Source organism: Bacillus cereus group sp. MYBK5-2 (genome assembly GCF_051915685.1).
Classification (GTDB): domain Bacteria; phylum Bacillota; class Bacilli; order Bacillales; family Bacillaceae_G; genus Bacillus_A; species Bacillus_A cereus.
This window is the reverse complement of the sequence record NZ_JBQAFE010000003.1, coordinates 121,168-141,505: the sequence shown is the minus strand read 5'-3', so window position 1 is coordinate 141,505 and position 20,338 is coordinate 121,168. Positions and strand designations below refer to the sequence as shown.

The following is a 20,338-nucleotide window of genomic DNA, read 5'->3' as shown; positions in this document are numbered from 1 at the left end:
AGACTATAATACACTAAAATATCTTGCCTCAGGGTGAGAAAATACCATAGCCGTTACGGACGCTTCTGGCTCCATCATGAATCCTTCTGTTAATGAAATACCTATTTCCTCTGGATGAATTAAGCGAAATAGCTTTTCTTGATCTGCAAGTTCTGGACACGCCGGATAACCAAATGACACTCGTATTCCTCTATATTTCGTACGGAAACGTTCTTCCATCGTCAGTTCAGGTGAGTCCGGAATGCCCCAGCGGTCACGAATGAGCATATGTGTTTTTTCAGCAAGTCCTTCCGCTAATTCAAGCGCTAACGATTGAATGGCATGACTACGTAGGTAATCACCTTTCGCCTTCCACTCTTCAGCAATATCCCGAACTCCTTCCCCAACCGTAACAGATAAGAAAGCAACATAGTCCATCTCATCTCCTATTGGGCGCAAATAATCACCTAAAGTACGATAGGGAGCCTTTCCTTGTCTAGGGAATGTGAAACGCTCTATAACACGCGTATGATCTTCTGGATCATATATTACAATGTTTTGTCCGTCGCTTTGCGCTGGGAAAAATTGATACACTGCTTTCGGCTTTAACCAAGATTGTCCTTCCTGCAATAATTCATCTATTAAATCATTTAATTCATGTGCTCTCTTATCTCCCTCTTTCAAAAGCTTCTTCACATTTCCTTTTAATCCAAGGTGATGCCCAAGTAGCATTTGTCTATTCAGAAATGGTGCGAGATGAAGGGCGGGAACATCTCGTAATACAATTCGTTTTGTTGAATCAGGCACCATAACCTCTGATTTTGGTAATGGCTCAATTACTGCTGGAATTTCTACTTTCTTCTCCTCTTTTTTTACGATATGAAGATGACGTTCTTTTTTATCCTGCTTCATCTTCTCACGCTCTTCTTCTTTTTGAAGCTTATTAATAATATCGAGCCCCGTCATCGCATCACTCGCATAACAAACGAGTCCTTTATATGATGGTGAAATCCGATTATCTGTAAACTTTCTCGTTAACGCTGCACCACCTACAACAATAGGCACATCAATATTTGCCGCTTTTAAATCTTCAGCAGTCGTTACCATTTGCTGCGCTGATTTTACTAATAAACCTGAAAGGCCTATAATGTCCGGCTTCTTTTCTTGTACTTCTTGAACAATTCGATCCGAACGTACATTAATTCCTAAATTAATAATCTCATATCCGTTATTCGCTAAAATAATTTCAACGAGATTTTTCCCAATATCATGCACGTCACCTTTTACAGTTGCTAATAATACTTTCCCTTTTTTCGCACTATCACTAGATTCCATATATGGCTCTAAATAGCTTACAGCGGCTTTCATACTTTCGGCACTTTGCAATACTTCAGCAACAATAAGTTCATTATTATTAAATAGTCGTCCTACCTCGTCCATCCCTGTCATAAGCGGACCGTTAATAATATCAAGAGGTTTTCTTCCTTCTTCAAGTGCAAGACTTAAATCCTCGTGTAATCCTTGTTTCGTACCTTCTACAATATAATTTGCTAGTCTTTCATCAAGCGTTAACGTTTCTTGCACAACGACATCTTTCTTTTTAGCAACTCGGTAAAAGTTTGTAAATTCTTCTAACGTCTCTTTCGTCGTTTCAAACAGTAATGCATCTGCAAGGCGTTTTTCTTCCTCTGGAATCGACGCATATCGTTCTAATTTTTCCGTATTCACAATCGCATAATCTAATCCTGCTTTCGTAGCATGGTATAAAAAAACTGAATTTAATACTTCACGTCCAGCCGGTGGTAAACCAAATGATATGTTACTTACACCTAAAATCGTTAAACACTCTGGTAACGCTTCTTTAATAAGGCGAATTCCTTCTATAGTCGCTGCCGCTGAGCCAATATATTCTTCATCACCTGTCCCTACTGGAAACACAAGTGCATCAAAAATAATATCTGACGGGCGTATCCCATACTTCTTTGTAAGTAATTCATAGCTTCTTTTCGCAATTTCTATCTTTCGTTCCGCACTAACCGCCATACCGTCTTCATCAATTGTTCCTACAACTATAGCGGCACCATACTTCTGAAGAAGCGGTGTCACTTTTTTAAATCGTTCTTCTCCATCTTCTAAATTAATTGAATTAATAACAGCTTTTCCTTGAATATAAGTAAGAGCTCGCTCCATCACATTTTCATCTGTTGAATCAATCATAATCGGTACTTTTAATACTTTCGTAACTTCTGCTAAGAAGTTTTCCATATCTTCTATTTCATCGCGATCAGGATCCGCCATACAAATGTCAATAATATGAGCATTTTTCTTCACTTGCGCTCTTGCCACTTCAGCAGCCTCTTCAAATTTCCCTTCTGCTACTAAGCGTTTAAATTTACGTGACCCAATAACATTCGTTCTTTCACCTACAAATAACGGTCTCATAGACTCATCATATTGCAGTGCTTCTAATCCACTAATTCCATGTCCTTCTCTCTCATGATGGTCACGAGGCTTAAGAGATGCTAGCGCGGATTTCATTGCTTTTATATGTTCTGGTGTCGTGCCACAACAACCACCAATAATATTAACCCATCCTTCTTCAGCAAATCGCTTCACCTTTTCAGCAAGAGAAGATGGAGATTCATGGTAATGTCCATCTTCATCAGGAAGACCTGCATTTGGATAACAAGAAATGTAACACTCCGATAAATCAGATAGTGAACGAATATGGTCCCTCATAAACTCCGGACCAGTCGCACAGTTTAACCCAACAGATAATGGTTTCATATGTTCTACTGATAAATAAAAAGCTTCAATTGTTTGCCCAGCCAGAGTCGTTCCCATTGGCTCAATCGTTCCTGAAATCATAATAGGAACCGTTTTTTTCAGTTCTTCAAAAGCGGCTTGAATTCCAATATAAGCTGCTTTCACGTTACGCATATCTTGACTCGTCTCAACGAGTAATACATCAACTGCTCCTTTTAATAATCCTCGTGCCTGCCTTGTATAAGCCTCAATCAATTCTTCAAAAGTCACACCACCTGTAACACTAATTGCTTTCGTTGTTGGTCCCATCGCTCCCGCAACATATACTTCCTTCCCGCTTTCTTTAACAGCTTGCTTCGCCAAAAGTGCTGCCTTTTCATTTAGTTCTTCATCTAAATGAGACAGATCATAATCACTTAGTACAATATTCGTTGCCCCAAATGTATTTGTTTCAATAATATCCGCCCCAGCTTCAATATAAGCTTTATGAATCTTTAAAATAACGTCTGGTCTTGTTTCCACTAAATATTCATTACAGCCCTCGTACTCTTCTCCTCCGAAATCTTCAGCAGTTAAATCCTCTTGCTGAATCATTGTCCCCATTGCACCATCTAATATTAAAATGCTATTTTTTAATTTTTCTTCTATACACTTCATCAATTAATACCTTCTTTCACTTCTTGCTTTTCTCTTACATATTTAACAAGATGTTCTGTAATTTCATACTTTAAAAATGGTGTAATAAGATAAATACCATTAAAATATTTCATCGCTGCGTCGACCAATTCTTGTGAAATGCGGATCCCTTCCTCAATTGCTGCCTCTTTCGTTTCATGTCCATCCATTCTCTCTCTTATTTCTTCAGGAAGAGTAATACCCGGCACCTCAAAATGAAGAAAATCTGCATTCCGCTTACTTACTAACGGCATAATTCCAATAAAAATAGGTTGTTCCAAATGCTTTGTCGCTTCATACACTTCTTCAATTAACTTGATATCGTAAATTGGCTGAGTTAAAAAATACTCCGCTCCAGCATCTATTTTTCGTTCCATTCGCTTAACCGCTGCTTTTAAGTGCCTCACGTGAGGATTAAATGCGCCGCCTACAGAAAACCTTGTCGCCGGTCCAATTGATTTCCCTAAAATTGAACGTCCATCGTTCATTTCTTTAATCATTTTAATAAGCTCAATAGAGGATAAATCATATACAGAAGTGGCACCGGGAAAATCACCAACGCGCGCTGGATCACCAGTTAAAGCTAACACTTCTTCCATCCCTAACGCCGATAAACCTAACAAATGAGATTGTAGTCCAATGACGTTATGATCTCTACACGTTAAATGCGTCAATACTGGGATATCATGCTTCGTTAATAACGCACCCATCGCCATATTAGAAACACGAGGCGATGCTAATGAATTATCTGCTAGAGTAATAGCATCTGCTCCCGCTCTTTTTAACGCTCTTGCTCCTTCAAAAAAACGCTGTGTATCTAACGTTTTCGGTGGATCTAATTCCACTACAACTGTCGTTTGTTTTTTCGCTTTCTCTGCTAGAGTGACGTGAGCCTTCGAACGTTTCTCATGCGTATGAACGACTTTCGGCCTTTGAATCGTGTCTTTTTCTATTACAGGGGTAATATTCGCAACAGCGCGCTTCATACTTTGAATATGTTCTGGAGTCGTACCACAACAACCACCCAATAACCGAATACCTTGCTCAATAAATCTCGGTGTCATCGCTTCAAAATAAGCTGGGCTTCCCTCATATACGTAACGTCCATCCACATAATTCGGGAGGCCTGCATTTGGGTATGCTGATAAATAGCCATTTTGAGGAATCGATATCATTTTGAAAGCTTCCGTCATATGAAGCGGCCCTAGTTGACAATTCAACCCAACAACATTTGCACCGTAATCTATAAGTTGCTTTAATATTTCATTGACATCATTTCCATTTTGAGTCGTACCTGCTTCATGTAACGCTAATTGCGCAACAATTGGAATATTCGTTTGCTTACGCAATACTTTAACGGCATGAAGTAATTCAAATTCATCGTAAAAAGTTTCTAATAGTAATCCATCAACCTGTTCTTCTAGTAAAGCCCCTGCCTGTTCAAGTAACATAAACTCTCTTTCCATATCAGTCGTTGTAACAGCTCCGATATGTTTCATACCACCAATTGTTCCTAAAATTGCATTTTTATCTGTCACAGATGCTTTCGCCAGTTTTACTGCCGCTCTATTAATTTCTGTAACTTGATTTTCTAAACCATACATACGTAATTTCGCCTCATTTGCTCCATACGTATTCGTTTGAATTACATCTGCTCCAGCAGCTACATATTGTTTATGAATCGATATAATTAAGTCTGGATCAGATACATTCAATTCTTCAAAGCTACTTTGCAAACCATGTGAATGCAATAACGTCCCAACCGCACCATCACCTATTACAATTCCTTTTGATAATAAATCTAGTAATTTCACGACTCTCCCTCATTTCTATCAATATAAAAACCCCCTCTTCACTTTGAAGAGGGGGACATAATCGTTCCTCCTCTTATTATGCAAAACATTCGTTTTGCAGGTATTAGCACCGTTTCAAACATTTCGTTTGAAGGTTGCCGGGTTTCACAGGGCCTTTCCCTCCACCGCTCTCAATAAGAGTTGTCTTTATTATTTTATTTATGTAGCTAAAAGGAAATGCGTTCCCCTTTTAACAATGTTTGTTAATTTTTTAATAAATTTAGCATGCACAAAAGTAAAAGTCAATGACACTTGCGGAAAAATAAAAATTATTTAAAATAAAGTTGCAATTCAGTTATATTTTATTGTAAAGTTAAAAACATAATAAAAATTTCATACGAACATTCTTATCTAGAGAGGTAGAGGGACTGGCCCTGTGACGCCTCAGCAACCATTAACATTTTGTTAATAAGGTGCTAATTCCAGCAAATTGTGAAAGATTTGACAGATGAGAAGAAGACTCTATTCAAACCGAAAGCCTTCTTCTTAGAAGGCTTTTTTTATTTTATATTCACTTAATGTTTCAATTTAAAAAGGAGGAATTTTCACATGTCAACAATCGAAACAAAACTAGCACAAATCGGAAATCGCAGTGAAACTACAACTGGAACGGTTAATCCACCAGTTTATTTCTCAACCGCTTATCGTCACGAAGGAATTGGTAAATCTACTGGCTTTGACTATTCACGAACTGGCAATCCAACTCGCGGTCTTTTAGAACAGGCGATTGCAGACTTAGAATATGGCGAACAAGGTTATGCCTGTAGTTCAGGGATGGCGGCTGTTCTCCTCGTCCTTTCTCTATTCCGCTCTGGAGACGAACTTATTGTATCTGAAGATTTATACGGGGGAACGTATCGATTATTTTCTGAGCATGAAAAAAAGTGGAATGTTCGATGTAGATACGTAAATACACAGTCTATTAAACAAATTGAGCAAGCTATCACAACTGAAACGAAGGCTATTTTCATAGAAACTCCAACTAATCCATTAATGCAAGTTACTGATATTGCTGCTGTCGCAACTGTAGCGAAAAGGAACGGACTACTTCTTATTGTAGACAACACTTTCTACACACCTTATATACAGCAACCATTAACAGAAGGTGCTGACATTGTACTTCATAGCGCAACGAAATATTTAGGGGGACATAACGATGTACTAAGCGGGCTTGTCGTTGCAAAAGGAAAGGAACTTTGCGAGGAAATCGCTCATTATCATAATGCATCAGGTGCAGTTTTAAGCCCATTTGACTCATGGTTATTAATTCGCGGTATGAAAACGTTAGCGCTTCGCATGAGGCAACATGAAGAAAATGCGAAAGCAGTTGTTGCGTATTTAAATGATGAGGACGGGGTGACAGATGTATTTTATCCAGGAAGAGGTGGCATGATCTCATTCCGCCTTAAAGATGAAGCTTGGATTAATCCATTCTTACAATCTTTATCCTTAATTACATTTGCCGAAAGTCTTGGTGGTGTAGAAAGTTTAATGACTTATCCAGCAACGCAAACACATGCTGATATTCCTGAAGAAATTAGAACAGCAAACGGCGTATGCAATCGTCTTCTTCGATTCTCAGTTGGCATTGAAAATAGTAACGATTTAATTCAAGACTTAAAGCAAGCCATTAAACTCGTAAAAGAAGGTGTAAGAATATGAGCTATTCTATAGATACACTCTTACTACACAACCAATATAAACACGACTCGCAAACAGGCGCTGTGAACGTTCCTATTTATAATACATCAACTTTTCACCAGTTTGATGTAGATACGTTCGGAAAATATGACTATAGCAGGTCAGGAAATCCAACTCGTGAAGCTCTTGAAGATATCATTGCTTTATTAGAAGGCGGAACAAAAGGATTCGCCTTTGCATCAGGCATTGCAGCGATTTCCACTGCATTCCTCCTTCTTTCACAAGGTGATCACGTACTCATTTCAGAAGATGTGTACGGAGGCACTTACCGAGTGATAACTGAGGTACTCTCCCGTTACGGTGTTTCACATACATTTGTTGATATGACCAATTTAGAAGAAATAAAACAAAACATTAAACCAAATACAAAGCTCTTTTATGTAGAAACACCTTCTAACCCACTTTTAAAAGTGACAGATATTCGCGAGGTTTCTAAACTCGCAAAATCTATTGGCGCTCTTACTTTTGTTGATAATACATTTTTGACACCACTATTCCAAAAACCACTTGAACTTGGAGCTGATGTCGTTCTTCATAGTGCTACAAAATTTATTGCTGGTCATAGTGATGTTACTGCCGGATTAGCAGTAGTAAAAGATTCAGAACTCGCTCAAAAGCTTGGATTTTTACAAAATGCATTCGGTGCTATTTTAGGACCTCAAGATTGTTCTCTCGTACTTCGCGGTCTAAAAACATTGCATGTACGCCTCGAACATTCAGCTAAAAATGCCAATAAAATCGCACATTATTTACAAGAGCACTCTAAAGTAAAAAATGTCTATTATCCGGGATTACAAACTCATCTCGGATTTGATATTCAACAATCTCAAGCAACATCAGCTGGAGCGGTCTTATCGTTTACTTTGCAGTCAGAAGATGCACTCCGCAAATTTTTATCAAAAGTAAAATTACCTGTTTTTGCAGTTAGTTTAGGAGCTGTAGAGTCAATTCTTTCTTATCCAGCAAAAATGTCACATGCAGCACTGTCGCAAGAAGCTCGTGATAAAAGAGGAATCTCTAATTCATTACTTCGGTTATCAGTCGGTCTTGAAAATGTTAACGATTTAATATCCGATTTTGAAAATGCCCTTTCTTATGTAGAAGAACCTGTAAATGCATAGAGAAAAAGAAGATATGAGATTAGGTTTTCATATCTTCTTTTTATGCGGTTTAGTTATATTCATTTGAATTTCTTCTTTTCTTATAGTCCATAAAAAATAAAAGTATATCATCTATTTCTAAATAATGGATTAATTGATATATTAAGAAATAAAAAGGGGTGAAAATAATGGATACTTGTGCAGATATTTTAATCGTTATCGATTTACAAAATGGCGTATGTTATAGCGAGGAGCATTTATTTGATTTACAGAACTTACTAACAAAAGTAAATAAAAGAATTTCTTCATATAGAAAATTAAATAAACCAATCCTTTTTGTTCAACATTGTGATGATGATTTAGTACCCGAGAAAGAACTTTGGGCTATTCATACCGATCTAGATGTTCAAGAACAAGATTTTTTTGTAAGAAAAACACATGCAAATTCATTTTATAAAACAAACTTAAAAGAAATTTTAGATCAATTATCTGTAAATCGCATTGAATTTTGTGGCGCCCAAACAGAGTACTGTATGGATGCAACGATTAAGTTTGCCCACGGACTAGGATACGAAAACTTTATGGGACAGAAAACAACCTCTACGTTGAATAATCCTTTTATGTCCGCAAAAGAGACAATTGATTTTTATGAGAACATATGGAATCACAGATTTTTAACGTTGCTAAAAGATGAATTTTAGAATAAATGACTAATGACTTGATCATCCTAAGATTTATCAGCCGTAATCAAATATTTCATTATCACCATAAAGAAGCGAATGACATTCAGCTTCTTTTCTTTTAACCTGTTTTATATTCTATATATATCATTATAATTCCTTTGTCATATTATTTTAAAAATTTCGTATATTCATTTGAAAGAATAAGAAAATCATGATAAAATTGTGTTACAAATATATCTATATCTTTCAATTTTTAAAACGCATCGAAATTTTCACCCAAAAATGTCATTTTACAAAAACATGCTAATTTACCTATTTTATTTACATCCGGGTCTCTTTTCTTACAATTTCTTTACTTTAGGACTTTTTTTCTGCAACAACTATTTTCTTTTCTTTAAATTTTTGGTATGTATAGTATGGTATAATAGCTCACACGGAGGTGGAAAAGAACATGTTAGAAACCTTTCAAAAAGAATTAGAACTATATGAAAGTAATGCAGAATTATTAAAAGTGCTAGCTCATCCTGTTCGTTTATGTATCGTAAAAGGATTAATCGAGCGCGGTCCAAGCAACGTTTCTACAATGTATACTGGCTTAAACATGCCACAATCTACAATTTCACAGCATTTAGCAAAATTAAAAAGCGCTAAAATCGTTTCTAGTGAAAGAAAAGGATTGGAAATTTATTACAAAGTAGAGAATGAAACAATCATTCAACTCGTTCGTGTATTATTAGGTTAGGGACTAATAATCGCAGAAAAAGAACGTATTCTATATTTTTCATCTCATATCTTTAATATAAATATATATCATGAGAGGAAATATATAATACTACATAAGTCGTATTAAAAAACAAGACACAGTATATACTGTGTCTTGTTTTTTATATTGTTACATACTGATCCAAATGTAAATGTTGCATATCTTTTGTATGTATAACAACATCAAACGAACTCCCTACTCCTCCATTTAAAATCATAGAACGAACTGCTCGATTTTGTTTTTGCGTTTCAGAAAAAGGATTCGTATCTTGATGGCTCGTAAGCTGTTCTAATATCCCTGCAGCTAACAAGAACTCAGATTGTTTCTTATGCCATACTGCACTCATTCCTTGCATACTAAACATCTCCTTTAGCTCGTCCCAATGAACATGAGTAGTAAGATCCATTTCACCTGGATGCGCTAGTGGGTTACGCATTAGCTTATGCTGATAATATCCTCGCAAACTTCCTTCGCGGTGTGCTGGATGCATCCATTCTTCTTTTGTGTATCCGTAATCAACTGTAATACATATACCTTTTTGAAACCATTTCGAAATTTCTTTTATATACTCCTCCATAACAATTGGTACTTCAAAACGTTGCCCTTCAGCAATATGAATATTATATTTCAATAAATAGCGACCAATTCTTTTATTTAACGGCCTACATACTTCTGAAAGGTTTCCTTCCTCTGTATATGTAATACGTACTTCATACAATATACCATTTCTTTTCTCAATTACTTCAACAGGAAATGCATCAAACAACTCATTCGAAAAAAGAATTCCCTCGAAAGAATCTCCCATTTCACTATAGGAGGTATAGTACGATACATTAGAAAATGAGCCAAGTTGCTCCTGCTGTAATTTCCTATGAAAAGGGCTCACTTCAATCATTGAATAGTTTAAATTAATAAAGGTGTTTGGAGATAATTGCTTCCATTCTTGTAAAACATCATAGGCAAACTTCCCTGTTCCCCCACCAACCTCACAAATATTCGAAGCAACTTCACCATTTTCAACAAGACGAATAAAAAGTTTAGCAAAAGTTTTTGCAAAAACAGAGGATACATTGCTACTTGTAAAAAAATCCCCTTGTCTTCCAATCTTTTCACGTTCTTTCATATAATATCCATGACCCTCCGTATACAATACAAGGTTCATATACGTACTATATGAAATTGAATAATCCTTTTCTTTCCCCATCCATTCTCTTAAAATGAGCTCCATTCCCATAATGACTCCTTATTGTAAAAACGGATTATTTTCTTTTTCAAAGCCAATGCTTGTTTCTGGACCATGTCCACATAACACCGCTGTTTCATCTGGTAATACAAATAATTTCTCTTCAATACTTCCAATTAATTCAGCAAAACTTCCACCAGGCAAATCTGTTCTTCCAATGCTCATTTGGAACAATACATCTCCTGAGAATACAGCATTCGCTTCTTTACTATAATAAGAAATACTTCCTGGAGAATGTCCTGGTGTCTCAAAAATTTCAAAATTAAATGATCCAATTGTTAATGTACCTTCTGCATCAATAATATGATCCGCTGGTTTTGCTGTAATACTGCGGTTCATCATAAAAATTTGAGAGCCGTTTACAGTTGCATCTCCTAACCAATCTGCTTCTTCTTTATGTACGTACACAGGAATATGAAAAGCGTCTCTTACGGCATCAACAGCACCGATATGATCAAAGTGAGCATGTGTTAATAAAACAGCCAATGGTTTTAATTGTTCTTCTTGTAAATATGTAACGAGCTTTTCACCTTCATGACCAGGGTCAAAGATAATGCACTCTTTTTGATCGTTCATTAAAATATAAGCATTTGTTTGTAATGGGCCTAACGGCATTTGTATCCATTTCATATGAAAATCTCCTCCAGTTGTTAAACTTACTTTTAATGATACAACATTTCTTTCTCTGAGGAAAAGAAAGGATGCTATCTCGACAATTATTTTTAAAACATGTACAATATAAAAGAGTAAATATTCCAAAAACTCATAATAAGAAATGGGTAGACAGAGGAGGATATTGTATGGGCCTTGTTATTATTTTTACACTTGTCACTCTGTTAGCTGTATTTGCTACGCTTAGAACACTTCGTGAAAAAAACTTTTTCGCAAGCGGCTTTGCAATTGCAACTGTACTCGTTTTCGGATGGTTTACGATCATGACTGTTCTATATAACGGGTATCCACCAGCAGCTTAATTCGTTTACACTTTATTCTTCATCGAGATTTTACACAAAAAGAGGAAGGGTTCCCCCTTCCTCTTTTCATATTTCACAACTTATATCATCTTCGCTTCGTATTTGTGCTTTTTTACAAGCCAAGCTCCTCCGATAACACCTGCATCATTACCAAGTGTTGCAATAGCTAACTTCGTGCTCTTTACAGCACGTGAGAAAGCGTATTGCTCGAAATAGCGTTGAATTGGTTCTAATAACGCATCTCCAGCTTTAGACACGCCTCCACCAATAACAATTTTCTCTGGGTTCAATGTACTAGAAAGGTTCGCTACAGCTAATCCTAAATAAGAAGCTACTTTTTCTACTACTTCACCTGCTAATTCATCACCTTGTCCAAGTGCTTCAAAGACATCTTTTGATGTAATACGTCCTTCTTCAGCTAACATAGAACGCAACATGCTCTCTTTATTAGTCTCTTGTATTTTTTGCATAGCAACACGTACAATACCTGTCGCAGATGCTACTGTTTCTAAGCAACCAGACTTCCCGCAATTACATGGGAAAGCATTTTCTGTAACGACTGTAATATGTCCAATCTCACCAGCAGCACCACTCACGCCGTGTACAATCTCACCATTGGCGATTACACCACCACCAACGCCCGTACCAAGTGTCATACAGATTAAATCTTTTGCACCTTCACCAGCACCTTTCCACATTTCACCAAGCGCTGCTAAGTTTGCATCATTATCAATAACAACAGGTAATCCTGTTTCTACTTCTAATAAATCTTTTAGCGGATAGTTTTTCCATCCTAAATTAACCGCTTCATAAATCATTCCAGACGCCACATGTACAGGACCAGGAGCTCCCATACCAATACCAATTAATTTGCTCTTCAATTCGCCTAATTCTTCTAGCTTTTTATCAATTGCTTTCGCAACATCAAGTGTAATATGTTTTCCTTGCTCACCTGTATTCGTAGGGATTTCCCACTTATGTAAAATTTCACCGTATACATTAATAAATGCTAATTTAATCGTTGTACCACCAAGGTCAACACCAACTAACCATTTCTCTTCCATGTTGCTTACCTACCTTTATCTAATTCTTATTTAGCTCTTTTTGAATTTCTTGCTTCAATAAAAATAAAGCTGTTTGATAGTCTTGTGGATCGATTAGCTGTGATTGATTTAATTCACGCAATTCATCTTGCATTAATTGTAAATCTGCAATTCGATCTCCCGTATAAATAATCGTACCAAATTTCTTTAGCAATTGCTGAATATCATAAATAGATACCATTTCATCACCCTCTATGCTCACTTACTATAAAAAATTATAATAAGAAAACGTTCACATATTTTATTATAATCAAGAAGAAAAAGTCTCGTCAATTTTTATTTGTCTATACAAGCTTATTTATAAGCAGTGTTCCTTTTTCTGTAATAATTTTTTCTATGTTTTTATCAAATGGCTCTACTGGAATGTGTTTTACCATTTGAAAATCATACGCTAATGACAGCGTTTTCCCTTTATAATGCACGAGATAACGATCATAATAGCCACCGCCGTACCCAATTCGCTCTCCTCGTTCTGTATAAGCTACGCCCGGCACAATTTGAAGATCAATTTCATCCATACTCACTTCTTCCGTAAGCCCAGGAATCGGTTCACGTAAATTCATATACACCGTTTCTAATTGATCAAAATTATTAATTTGCCGGAAGGACATCGTTCTAGTTCCTTTATTACACTTAGGAACTACAACTTTCTTTCCTTCTTCCCAAGCTTTTTCGATAATAGGATATGTATTCACTTCATTTTCCATTGAAAGAGTAATTCCAATTGTTTTAGCTTCAACCCACTCTTTTTGCGCATACAACGAAAATGCAATCTGTTCTGATAAAGTTGTATACTGTTCTTCTGATAAAGAATTCATGTGTTCTATTATTTGTTTACGTAAACGTACTTTCTCTGCTTTCACACATTCTCCCCCTTACAGTGACACTTTACTCTATGCTGATAGTGTATCACTTTTAACATAGGAATCGAATAAAAAAAGAAACAGTAGGAAAATATTCCTACTGCTTACTTTGTTTCACGGTGTAACGTAGACTTCTTGTCACGCTTGCAATACTTTTTAAGCTCGATACGCTCAGCGTTGTTACGTTTATTTTTCTTTGAGATATAGTTACGATCTCCGCATTCTGTACATGCTAGAGTAATATTCACACGCATTCTTATTTCCCTCCAGTACTAATAACTTAAATCAGACTATACTATAATACCACTTTTAAAATAAAAATTCTACACCTTTTGATATTGTCTAATTTTTTCTATAAGATTTTTCATATTTTCCCTTGCTATTACTGGGTTTCTAGCATGTGAATACACCAAAAATTTTGGTTGTTTTGTGTCAGAAACGATATAAGACCACTCTTTTTCAGTATATTTGAACTGTACTCCTTCAAATATACCTTCTCCCTTCCTTTCTATATCATCCAATAATTTCCTCATAATTTCCCCTTTTTCATTCCATGAACATACCACTTCATCATAAAGTAAATAGAGCGGAGGTGATTGCTCTACTATGCTGAGAAACGTTTTTCCTTGCAATGCTATTAGCTCGAATAATTTTCCAATCCGATATAAAATATCTCGCTTCCACCTTACTTGAAACGACTTTCTTTCATCCTGCGTATAAAATAGAAGATAACATTCTCCTAACTTCAAAGACATTGGGTAAATATTTCCTGTCGATTCGAGTAAGAAATCTGGAATATCTACCTCTTCCAAATCTGTACCTTGGTAAATATTACTATGTTTATCGTATAACTCGAAATGATTTCCTTGCTCAGAAAACATAAGAGCCATATTCGCTTTACTTGATTTCATCAAAGCTTTCACATGATCTTTTTGTTCGCTTGCATAAATCCATGTAACTGTACAACCAAGTCTTTGCAGAAAGAGCATGAGTAAATGTTGCAACGTATCATTTCTCTTATTAATAAGAAGATGAAACTTCTGCATCTGTATTTTCTCGATATCAATATGCTCCAATATAACTTCTATATACTCATTCATAGAAACATGAACGAGCTTATTACGCCCCATTTCTTTCTCATGCACGTAATAAAACAATTCGGACATATATACTTGTTCTATCTCTTTTTGCTGCTTATACGTTAACGGCATGCCAGCTTGACCGTATAACTTTATAACAATCTCATTCTCATTCTCCACTTGAATGAAAACACCACCTGCACATTGCAACTGGTGAACACTATATTGAAAAAGTGACTCGTTCATTTCTTTACATTCCATCGTATGAATCCCTATACCATGAATAGCATGTAAAAATAAATTTTTATAAGAGGTTGTTTCTATATTTTCTTGACTTCCAATTAATATACTTTCTCCTTTTTTAAAAAGAGAACCATACGCCATCGCAATCTTCACGATAAACTGGGGAGTAATTTCAACATTCCCTCTTCCTACAATGCGGCTTTTTTGTAACCACCCTGCACTCATTTCACTCTCTTGAATACCAGCCGCTCCTACTATCGAATGACTATCAATCGCCTTATAAGGCCATAGTTTTCCTTTTTGCTTAATTACCGTACTTCTTCCGATATGACAGTGATCCGCTACAACACTTTTTTGAAACAGTGTAACATCATCTTCAACTATTGTACGCTCTCCTATTGTCGTTTCTAATAGTTCACAATACTTCCCAATGTGGGCATTTGCAAAAACAATACTTTTTTGCAGATGAGAATAATTTGAAACGATACTATTTTTCCCAATAATAGAATATGGCTCAATTACAGCTCCTGTACCAATCTTTGCTCCTTCTCCAATAAAAGAGGGGCCATGAATTTTCGTCCCTTTACCAATCGTCACCCCTTCTCCCATCCATACCATCGGTAATACTTCTGTATAAGGAATAGGTACTTGTAACTTTTTCGTTAACAAATCAAATTGTGCTTGTCGATATTGATTAAATGTGCCGATATCTAACCAATAACCTTCTGACAAATATGCGAATAACACATTTTTGTTTGCCAATAACGGAAACACATCATGACTGAAATCAAAAAATTGCCTAGGCGGTATGTAAGAAAAGATTTCTGGCTCCATAATATATATGCCTGTATTCACAACATTAGATACTACCTCATTCCAGCCCGGCTTTTCTATATATCGTGTAACCTCCTGGTCTTTATTCATTACAACCAATCCAAATGAGAGTGGATTTTCTACTTCTTTCACAAACATTGTTACCATTCTTTTCTTTTGTTCATGAAACCTAATTCCTTCTGATAATTGAAAGTCAGTTAATGCATCCCCGCTTATCACAACAAATGTTTCATCTAAAAATTGTTCTGCTTGTTTAATACTCCCTGCTGTGCCAAGCGGAGGAGAGTCTTCAAAATAATATAAGTTAACTCCCCATTTACTACCGTCACCAAAATATTGCTTAATAGTCGTACTCATATATTGAACAGTAATTGCAATTTCACGAATACCATGCTGGCGTAATAACTCAATATTATATTCTAAAACTGGTTTTTCTAATAATGGTAACATCGGCTTTGGAGTATTACATGTTAATGGTCTAAGGCGCCTTCCTTTTCCTCCAGCTAAAATAACCCCCTTCATATACTTCAGCCTCCACTTATATAATGTTCAGTAACTCCATATACCATATGTATATTCCCTATCCCACATGAACTAGCAGCATAAACTTGATTAGTTAAACACATCCTCATTTAGAAGACTATATAATTAAATTTCTAACCTATAAAAACGTACATTTCAAACAACAAGAAAGCGCTTACTATAAATTGGTAAATAATACTTATTAACGACAAACATATATACTAATTTTTCCATTACATTATGATACATCTTATCATCATAAACTAAAGGAAACAACGAGCTTTTTTTGTCATGTTTTGACTAAAAAAAGCAGGTGATTTCTCATCACCTGCTTTTTTCCTACTCATTCAATAAATAATGCTTTCCTTTTACTAAATAAAAGACATTTTCAGCAATATTTGTAATATGATCTGCTACACGCTCAATATATCTCGCGACAAATGATAATTGTGTAATTTGCGTAATTGCTTCTGGTTGTTCCGGAACTGAAGATATAAACTCACGAATTGCTTTTCCATATATTTCATCAACGGAATCATCCATTTCAGCAATTTGTTTCGCAAAAGTTAAATTTTCTTGTTCATATGCTTCTAACGCTAAATGCAACATCTCATTTGCAACCGCAAACATTTCATCTAGGTTGTGCAAACTAACAGCCACTTCTTTTTCCCCAAGACGAATTGTAGCCTTTGCAATATTAACAGCATGATCTGCAATGCGCTCTAAATCTGTCGCTGTTTTAATTGAAATAAAAATCCTTCTTAAGTCACTTGCTACAGGTTGCTGCTTCGTAATGAGCATAAGCGCAAGATCGTTTATTTCCTCTTCTAAATTATCCATGCGGTAATCACCATCAATGACCTCTAACGCTTTCTCTACATCCCTTGTATGCAGACCTTCCATAGCAATCAATAAAGCCGCATTTGCTAATTCTCCAAGCTCAATCACCTTTTGCTGTAACGCTTTTAAATCACCTTGAAACTGTTCTCTTACCATTTTTCTTCCCCCTCAATATTATGTGCCATTATATAAAAGTGAAACTTTAATCAACCCTCATCAATCGGGATTTGATAGGCAGCAAGATCCCCTCCCTAACTTCTTTGCTTTCGCTAAATTTTAAGGTGGGGGTCTTACTGCCCGCAAATAGCGGGGTAAATCTCCTACATAGCCTCTTACGCTTGTAATAAACCTTAAGATAAGGAGAAGTATTACTTCTTTATTAACAGTAAGATAAAATAAGAAATGCCCTCTGTTAAGAGGGCATTTGCTCTTAGCTTTGAAACGATATCAACCAAAGCGACCTGTAATATAATCTTCTGTACGCTTATCTGAAGGAGTCGTAAATAATTTGTTTGTATCTGTATACTCCACAACTTCCCCGCTTAAGAAGAAAGCTGTTTTGTCTGAAATACGCGCTGCTTGTTGCATATTATGCGTTACGATAACAATACTAAAATCTTTCTTTAGCTCTTGAATCAATTCTTCTACTTTTAATGTTGAAATTGGGTCTAATGCCGATGTTGGCTCATCCATTAAAATAACGTCTGGCTCAATAGCTAAGCAGCGTGCGATGCATAGACGCTGTTGCTGTCCACCAGATAAACCGTATGCATTATCGTGCAAACGATCTTTTAACTCATCCCAAATCGCTGCTCCACGTAAACTTTTTTCAACAATTTCATCTAATGTCTTTTTGTCACGAATACCATGGATTTTTGGACCGTATGTTACATTCTCATAAATAGATTTTGGAAATGGATTTGGCTTTTGGAACACCATTCCTACATGCGTTCTTAATTCTTCAACTGGATATGATTTATCAAATATATTGCGTTCTCTATACTCAATTACACCTGTAGTTCGAACGATCGGTACTAACTCTACCATGCGATTTAATGTTTTTAAGTAAGTTGATTTACCACAGCCACTTGGACCGATAATGGCTGTAACTTCATTCTCATGAATACTTAAATTAATATCTTTTAAAGCATGGTCTTCCCCGTACCATAAATTTAAGTTTTTCGTATCAAATACTACCTTCTTTGGCGCAGTCTCGATTTTCTCTTCGTTTTTCACCTGTACATTTACTACTGTTGCTACCATTTGAATTCCCCTTTCATCCACTTCCAACTTATTTTCGATTTCGTAACCATAAAACAAATATATTGATAAATAGCAACAAACCTAACAAAACAATCATCCCAGCTGCTGCTACATACTGAAATTCTTCTTGTGGCCTACTCATCCAATTAAAAATTTGAATTGGTAGAACTGTAAATCTATCAAACATACTAAATGGAACATAATTTGCAAACGCAAGTGCCCCAATAATTAATAGTGGTGCAGCCTCTCCAATTGCTCTTGATATCGCTAACGTACAGCCCGTTATAATCCCTGGGAAAGCATATGGCAATACAATTTGATACATCGTTTGCCACTTCGTAGCACCTAATCCGTAAGAACCCTCTAATAAAACACTTGGTACTGATCGAATTGCTTCTTGACTCGCCACAACAACTGTTGGTAAAACGAGTAGACTCATCGTCAATGCTGCTGCAACTATACTCTCTCCTAAATGAAGAGCATATACAAAAATAGTTAAACCAAGCAATCCAAATACAACGGATGGTACTCCTGCTAACGTTTGATTATTAATCTCTATTATTTTTTTAAATAGAGATTCCTTCGCATATTGCTCTAAATAAAGTGCTGTTCCAACTCCAAATATAAAAGAAACAGGTATAACAATACTCATAAATAATATTGTCCCTGACAAAGCTGCAGCAATACCAGCTTCTTTCGGATTACGTGAAGCGAAATTTGTAAAGAAATCTATTGAAAGATAACTTATACCTTTTTCAACAATTTGAAACAGTAACAAAAACAAAATTACGATTGAAAATAAAATTGCTATATAAAATAACAATTTGTAAATTCGATCTTTTAAAAAGCGTGATGCCATATTTTTTTGTATTTTTTTATGATTTAACATTCGCATATTATGTCATCCTCCTAAAACGGCGCATAATTGCCTGCGAAATGATGTTCATAATAAAGGTAAACAAAAATAACGTTGCGCCTACAGCATACATGCTGTAATACGTAATCGTTCCATGCGGAGCATCACCTAAACTTACTTGCACAATATAGGCTGTTAACGTTTGAATAGAATGTGTCGGATCAAGCGATACATTTGGTGTGGATCCTGCTGCAATTACAACAATCATTGTTTCACCAATCGCACGAGAAGCTGCTAATATAATTGCTGCCATAATCCCTGTAAAAGCGGACGGAAACACCACTTGTTTTACCATTTCAAACCGCGTCGCTCCGAGTGCTAATGAAGCTTCTTTCGTCCCTTTCGCCACAGCTCTCATCGCATCTTCAGATAGAGATGCAATTGTAGGCATCATCATAAATCCGATAACGATTCCTGGACTAATAGCATTAAAAAACTGTAAATCTGGTATAATCCTTTGTAAAAGCGGTGTAACAACTGTTAATGCAAAAAAACCATATACAATTGTCGGGATACCTGCTAATAGCTCTAACATCGGCTTTAATATTTTCCGTGCACTATTTGAAGCATATTCGCTTAAAAATACGGCACACGCTAAACCGATAGGAATTGCTACAAACATAGCAATTGCTGTTACAAGGAACGTTCCACATATAAGTGGTAATATACCGAATTTAGGGTCTTCAAAAAATGGTAACCATTCTTTCTCCGTCAAAAAGGAGTATAATGATATTTTTTGAAAAAACATGATTGTTTCATTAGAGAGCGTAAAAACAATGCCAAGTGTCGTCACAATAGAAAAGCTAGCAATTATTTTTAGTAATAAAGGCACTATTCGATTGATTCGCTGCGTTTTTTTTCTTTGTTTTGTATTTCTTTCAATCAAATGTTGTACAGAAAATGTAATTTGACTTTTGTCATTATGAGCCAAAGATGAA

Annotated in this window: 18 protein-coding genes and 2 riboswitches; of the genes, 5 read left to right on the top strand and 13 right to left on the bottom strand. The window is 35.9% G+C overall.

Translation table 11 applies throughout. The features are described 5' to 3' along the window. Positions 1-3: 3 nt before the first annotated feature. Positions 4-3,402: a methionine synthase gene (gene metH / locus ACTFP3_RS12985; RefSeq protein WP_440010683.1), complete on the bottom strand. Its 3,399-nt coding sequence runs from the start codon at positions 3,400-3,402 to the stop codon at positions 4-6. Further along, a complete protein-coding gene (locus ACTFP3_RS12980) occupies positions 3,402-5,234 on the bottom strand; it encodes a bifunctional homocysteine S-methyltransferase/methylenetetrahydrofolate reductase (RefSeq protein WP_000770352.1) in 1,833 nt (610 codons plus the stop codon). The genes metH and ACTFP3_RS12980 overlap by 1 nt, the downstream gene beginning before the upstream one ends. Before the next feature lie 70 nt (positions 5,235-5,304). After that, a riboswitch (SAM riboswitch) is annotated at positions 5,305-5,414 on the bottom strand. Between the two features lie 203 nt (positions 5,415-5,617). Further along, a riboswitch (SAM riboswitch) is annotated at positions 5,618-5,728 on the top strand. Positions 5,729-5,822: 94 nt separating this feature from the next. Between ACTFP3_RS12980 and metI the strand changes: the two genes are divergently transcribed. The 4 genes from metI to ACTFP3_RS12960 all read left to right on the top strand — a co-directional run bounded on the left by metI (position 5,823) and on the right by ACTFP3_RS12960 (position 9,499). Continuing rightward, positions 5,823-6,935 carry a cystathionine gamma-synthase/O-acetylhomoserine thiolyase gene (gene metI / locus ACTFP3_RS12975; protein ID WP_000103897.1) on the top strand — a complete coding sequence of 371 codons (1,113 nt, stop codon included), beginning with the start codon at positions 5,823-5,825 and terminating at the stop codon, positions 6,933-6,935. Further along, positions 6,932-8,095 carry a cystathionine beta-lyase gene (gene metC, locus ACTFP3_RS12970; protein ID WP_000122299.1) on the top strand — a complete coding sequence of 388 codons (1,164 nt, stop codon included), beginning with the start codon at positions 6,932-6,934 and terminating at the stop codon, positions 8,093-8,095. The genes metI and metC overlap by 4 nt, the downstream gene beginning before the upstream one ends. 167 nt (positions 8,096-8,262) lie before the next feature. After that, a complete protein-coding gene (locus ACTFP3_RS12965) occupies positions 8,263-8,775 on the top strand; it encodes a cysteine hydrolase family protein (RefSeq protein ID WP_000379157.1) in 513 nt (170 codons plus the stop codon). 433 nt (positions 8,776-9,208) lie between these two features. Then, positions 9,209-9,499: an ArsR/SmtB family transcription factor gene (locus ACTFP3_RS12960; protein WP_000894377.1), complete on the top strand. Its 291-nt coding sequence runs from the start codon at positions 9,209-9,211 to the stop codon at positions 9,497-9,499. A gap of 142 nt (positions 9,500-9,641) precedes the next feature. Here the strand turns inward: ACTFP3_RS12960 and ACTFP3_RS12955 are convergent, their stop codons facing one another. Both ACTFP3_RS12955 and ACTFP3_RS12950 read right to left on the bottom strand, forming a co-directional pair. Continuing rightward, positions 9,642-10,754, bottom strand: coding sequence for a class I SAM-dependent methyltransferase (locus tag ACTFP3_RS12955; protein ID WP_000525152.1), 1,113 nt, complete (start codon positions 10,752-10,754; stop codon positions 9,642-9,644). A 9-nt stretch (positions 10,755-10,763) separates the two neighbouring features. After that, positions 10,764-11,393 (bottom strand): MBL fold metallo-hydrolase, encoded by a 630-nt coding sequence (locus ACTFP3_RS12950; RefSeq protein WP_000871225.1) that lies wholly within the window; start codon positions 11,391-11,393, stop codon positions 10,764-10,766. A 170-nt stretch (positions 11,394-11,563) separates the two neighbouring features. Between ACTFP3_RS12950 and ACTFP3_RS12945 the strand changes: the two genes are divergently transcribed. Continuing rightward, complete coding sequence (locus tag ACTFP3_RS12945; RefSeq protein ID WP_000524852.1) at positions 11,564-11,737, top strand: DUF2759 domain-containing protein; 174 nt, start codon at positions 11,564-11,566, stop codon at positions 11,735-11,737. Positions 11,738-11,817: 80 nt separating this feature from the next. Here the strand turns inward: ACTFP3_RS12945 and glcK are convergent, their stop codons facing one another. From glcK to pstC, 9 genes are all read right to left on the bottom strand, one after another. Next, the gene (gene glcK, locus ACTFP3_RS12940; RefSeq protein WP_000391701.1) at positions 11,818-12,801 is read right to left on the bottom strand and encodes a glucokinase; all 984 of its coding nucleotides are present in this window, start codon (positions 12,799-12,801) and stop codon (positions 11,818-11,820) included. Positions 12,802-12,820: 19 nt separating this feature from the next. Beyond that, on the bottom strand, positions 12,821-13,021 hold the full coding sequence (locus tag ACTFP3_RS12935; protein ID WP_000253699.1) for a YqgQ family protein: 201 nt from the start codon (positions 13,019-13,021) through the stop codon (positions 12,821-12,823). A gap of 103 nt (positions 13,022-13,124) precedes the next feature. Then, positions 13,125-13,703, bottom strand: a complete 579-nt coding sequence (locus ACTFP3_RS12930; protein ID WP_440010679.1) for a 5-formyltetrahydrofolate cyclo-ligase — start codon at positions 13,701-13,703, stop codon at positions 13,125-13,127. A gap of 104 nt (positions 13,704-13,807) precedes the next feature. Further along, a complete protein-coding gene (gene rpmG / locus ACTFP3_RS12925; RefSeq protein WP_001265616.1) occupies positions 13,808-13,957 on the bottom strand; it encodes a 50S ribosomal protein L33 in 150 nt (49 codons plus the stop codon). 69 nt (positions 13,958-14,026) lie between these two features. Further along, a complete protein-coding gene (locus ACTFP3_RS12920) occupies positions 14,027-16,381 on the bottom strand; it encodes a sugar phosphate nucleotidyltransferase (RefSeq protein WP_000679336.1) in 2,355 nt (784 codons plus the stop codon). Between the two features lie 339 nt (positions 16,382-16,720). Further along, on the bottom strand, positions 16,721-17,377 hold the full coding sequence (phoU, locus tag ACTFP3_RS12915) for a phosphate signaling complex protein PhoU (RefSeq protein WP_000251240.1): 657 nt from the start codon (positions 17,375-17,377) through the stop codon (positions 16,721-16,723). Between the two features lie 291 nt (positions 17,378-17,668). After that, positions 17,669-18,484, bottom strand: a complete 816-nt coding sequence (gene pstB / locus ACTFP3_RS12910; RefSeq protein ID WP_000226686.1) for a phosphate ABC transporter ATP-binding protein — start codon at positions 18,482-18,484, stop codon at positions 17,669-17,671. A gap of 28 nt (positions 18,485-18,512) precedes the next feature. Then, positions 18,513-19,379, bottom strand: a complete 867-nt coding sequence (gene pstA / locus ACTFP3_RS12905; protein ID WP_440010677.1) for a phosphate ABC transporter permease PstA — start codon at positions 19,377-19,379, stop codon at positions 18,513-18,515. A gap of 1 nt (position 19,380) precedes the next feature. After that, on the bottom strand, positions 19,381-20,331 hold the full coding sequence (gene pstC, locus ACTFP3_RS12900) for a phosphate ABC transporter permease subunit PstC (RefSeq protein WP_440010675.1): 951 nt from the start codon (positions 20,329-20,331) through the stop codon (positions 19,381-19,383). Positions 20,332-20,338: the final 7 nt, after the last annotated feature.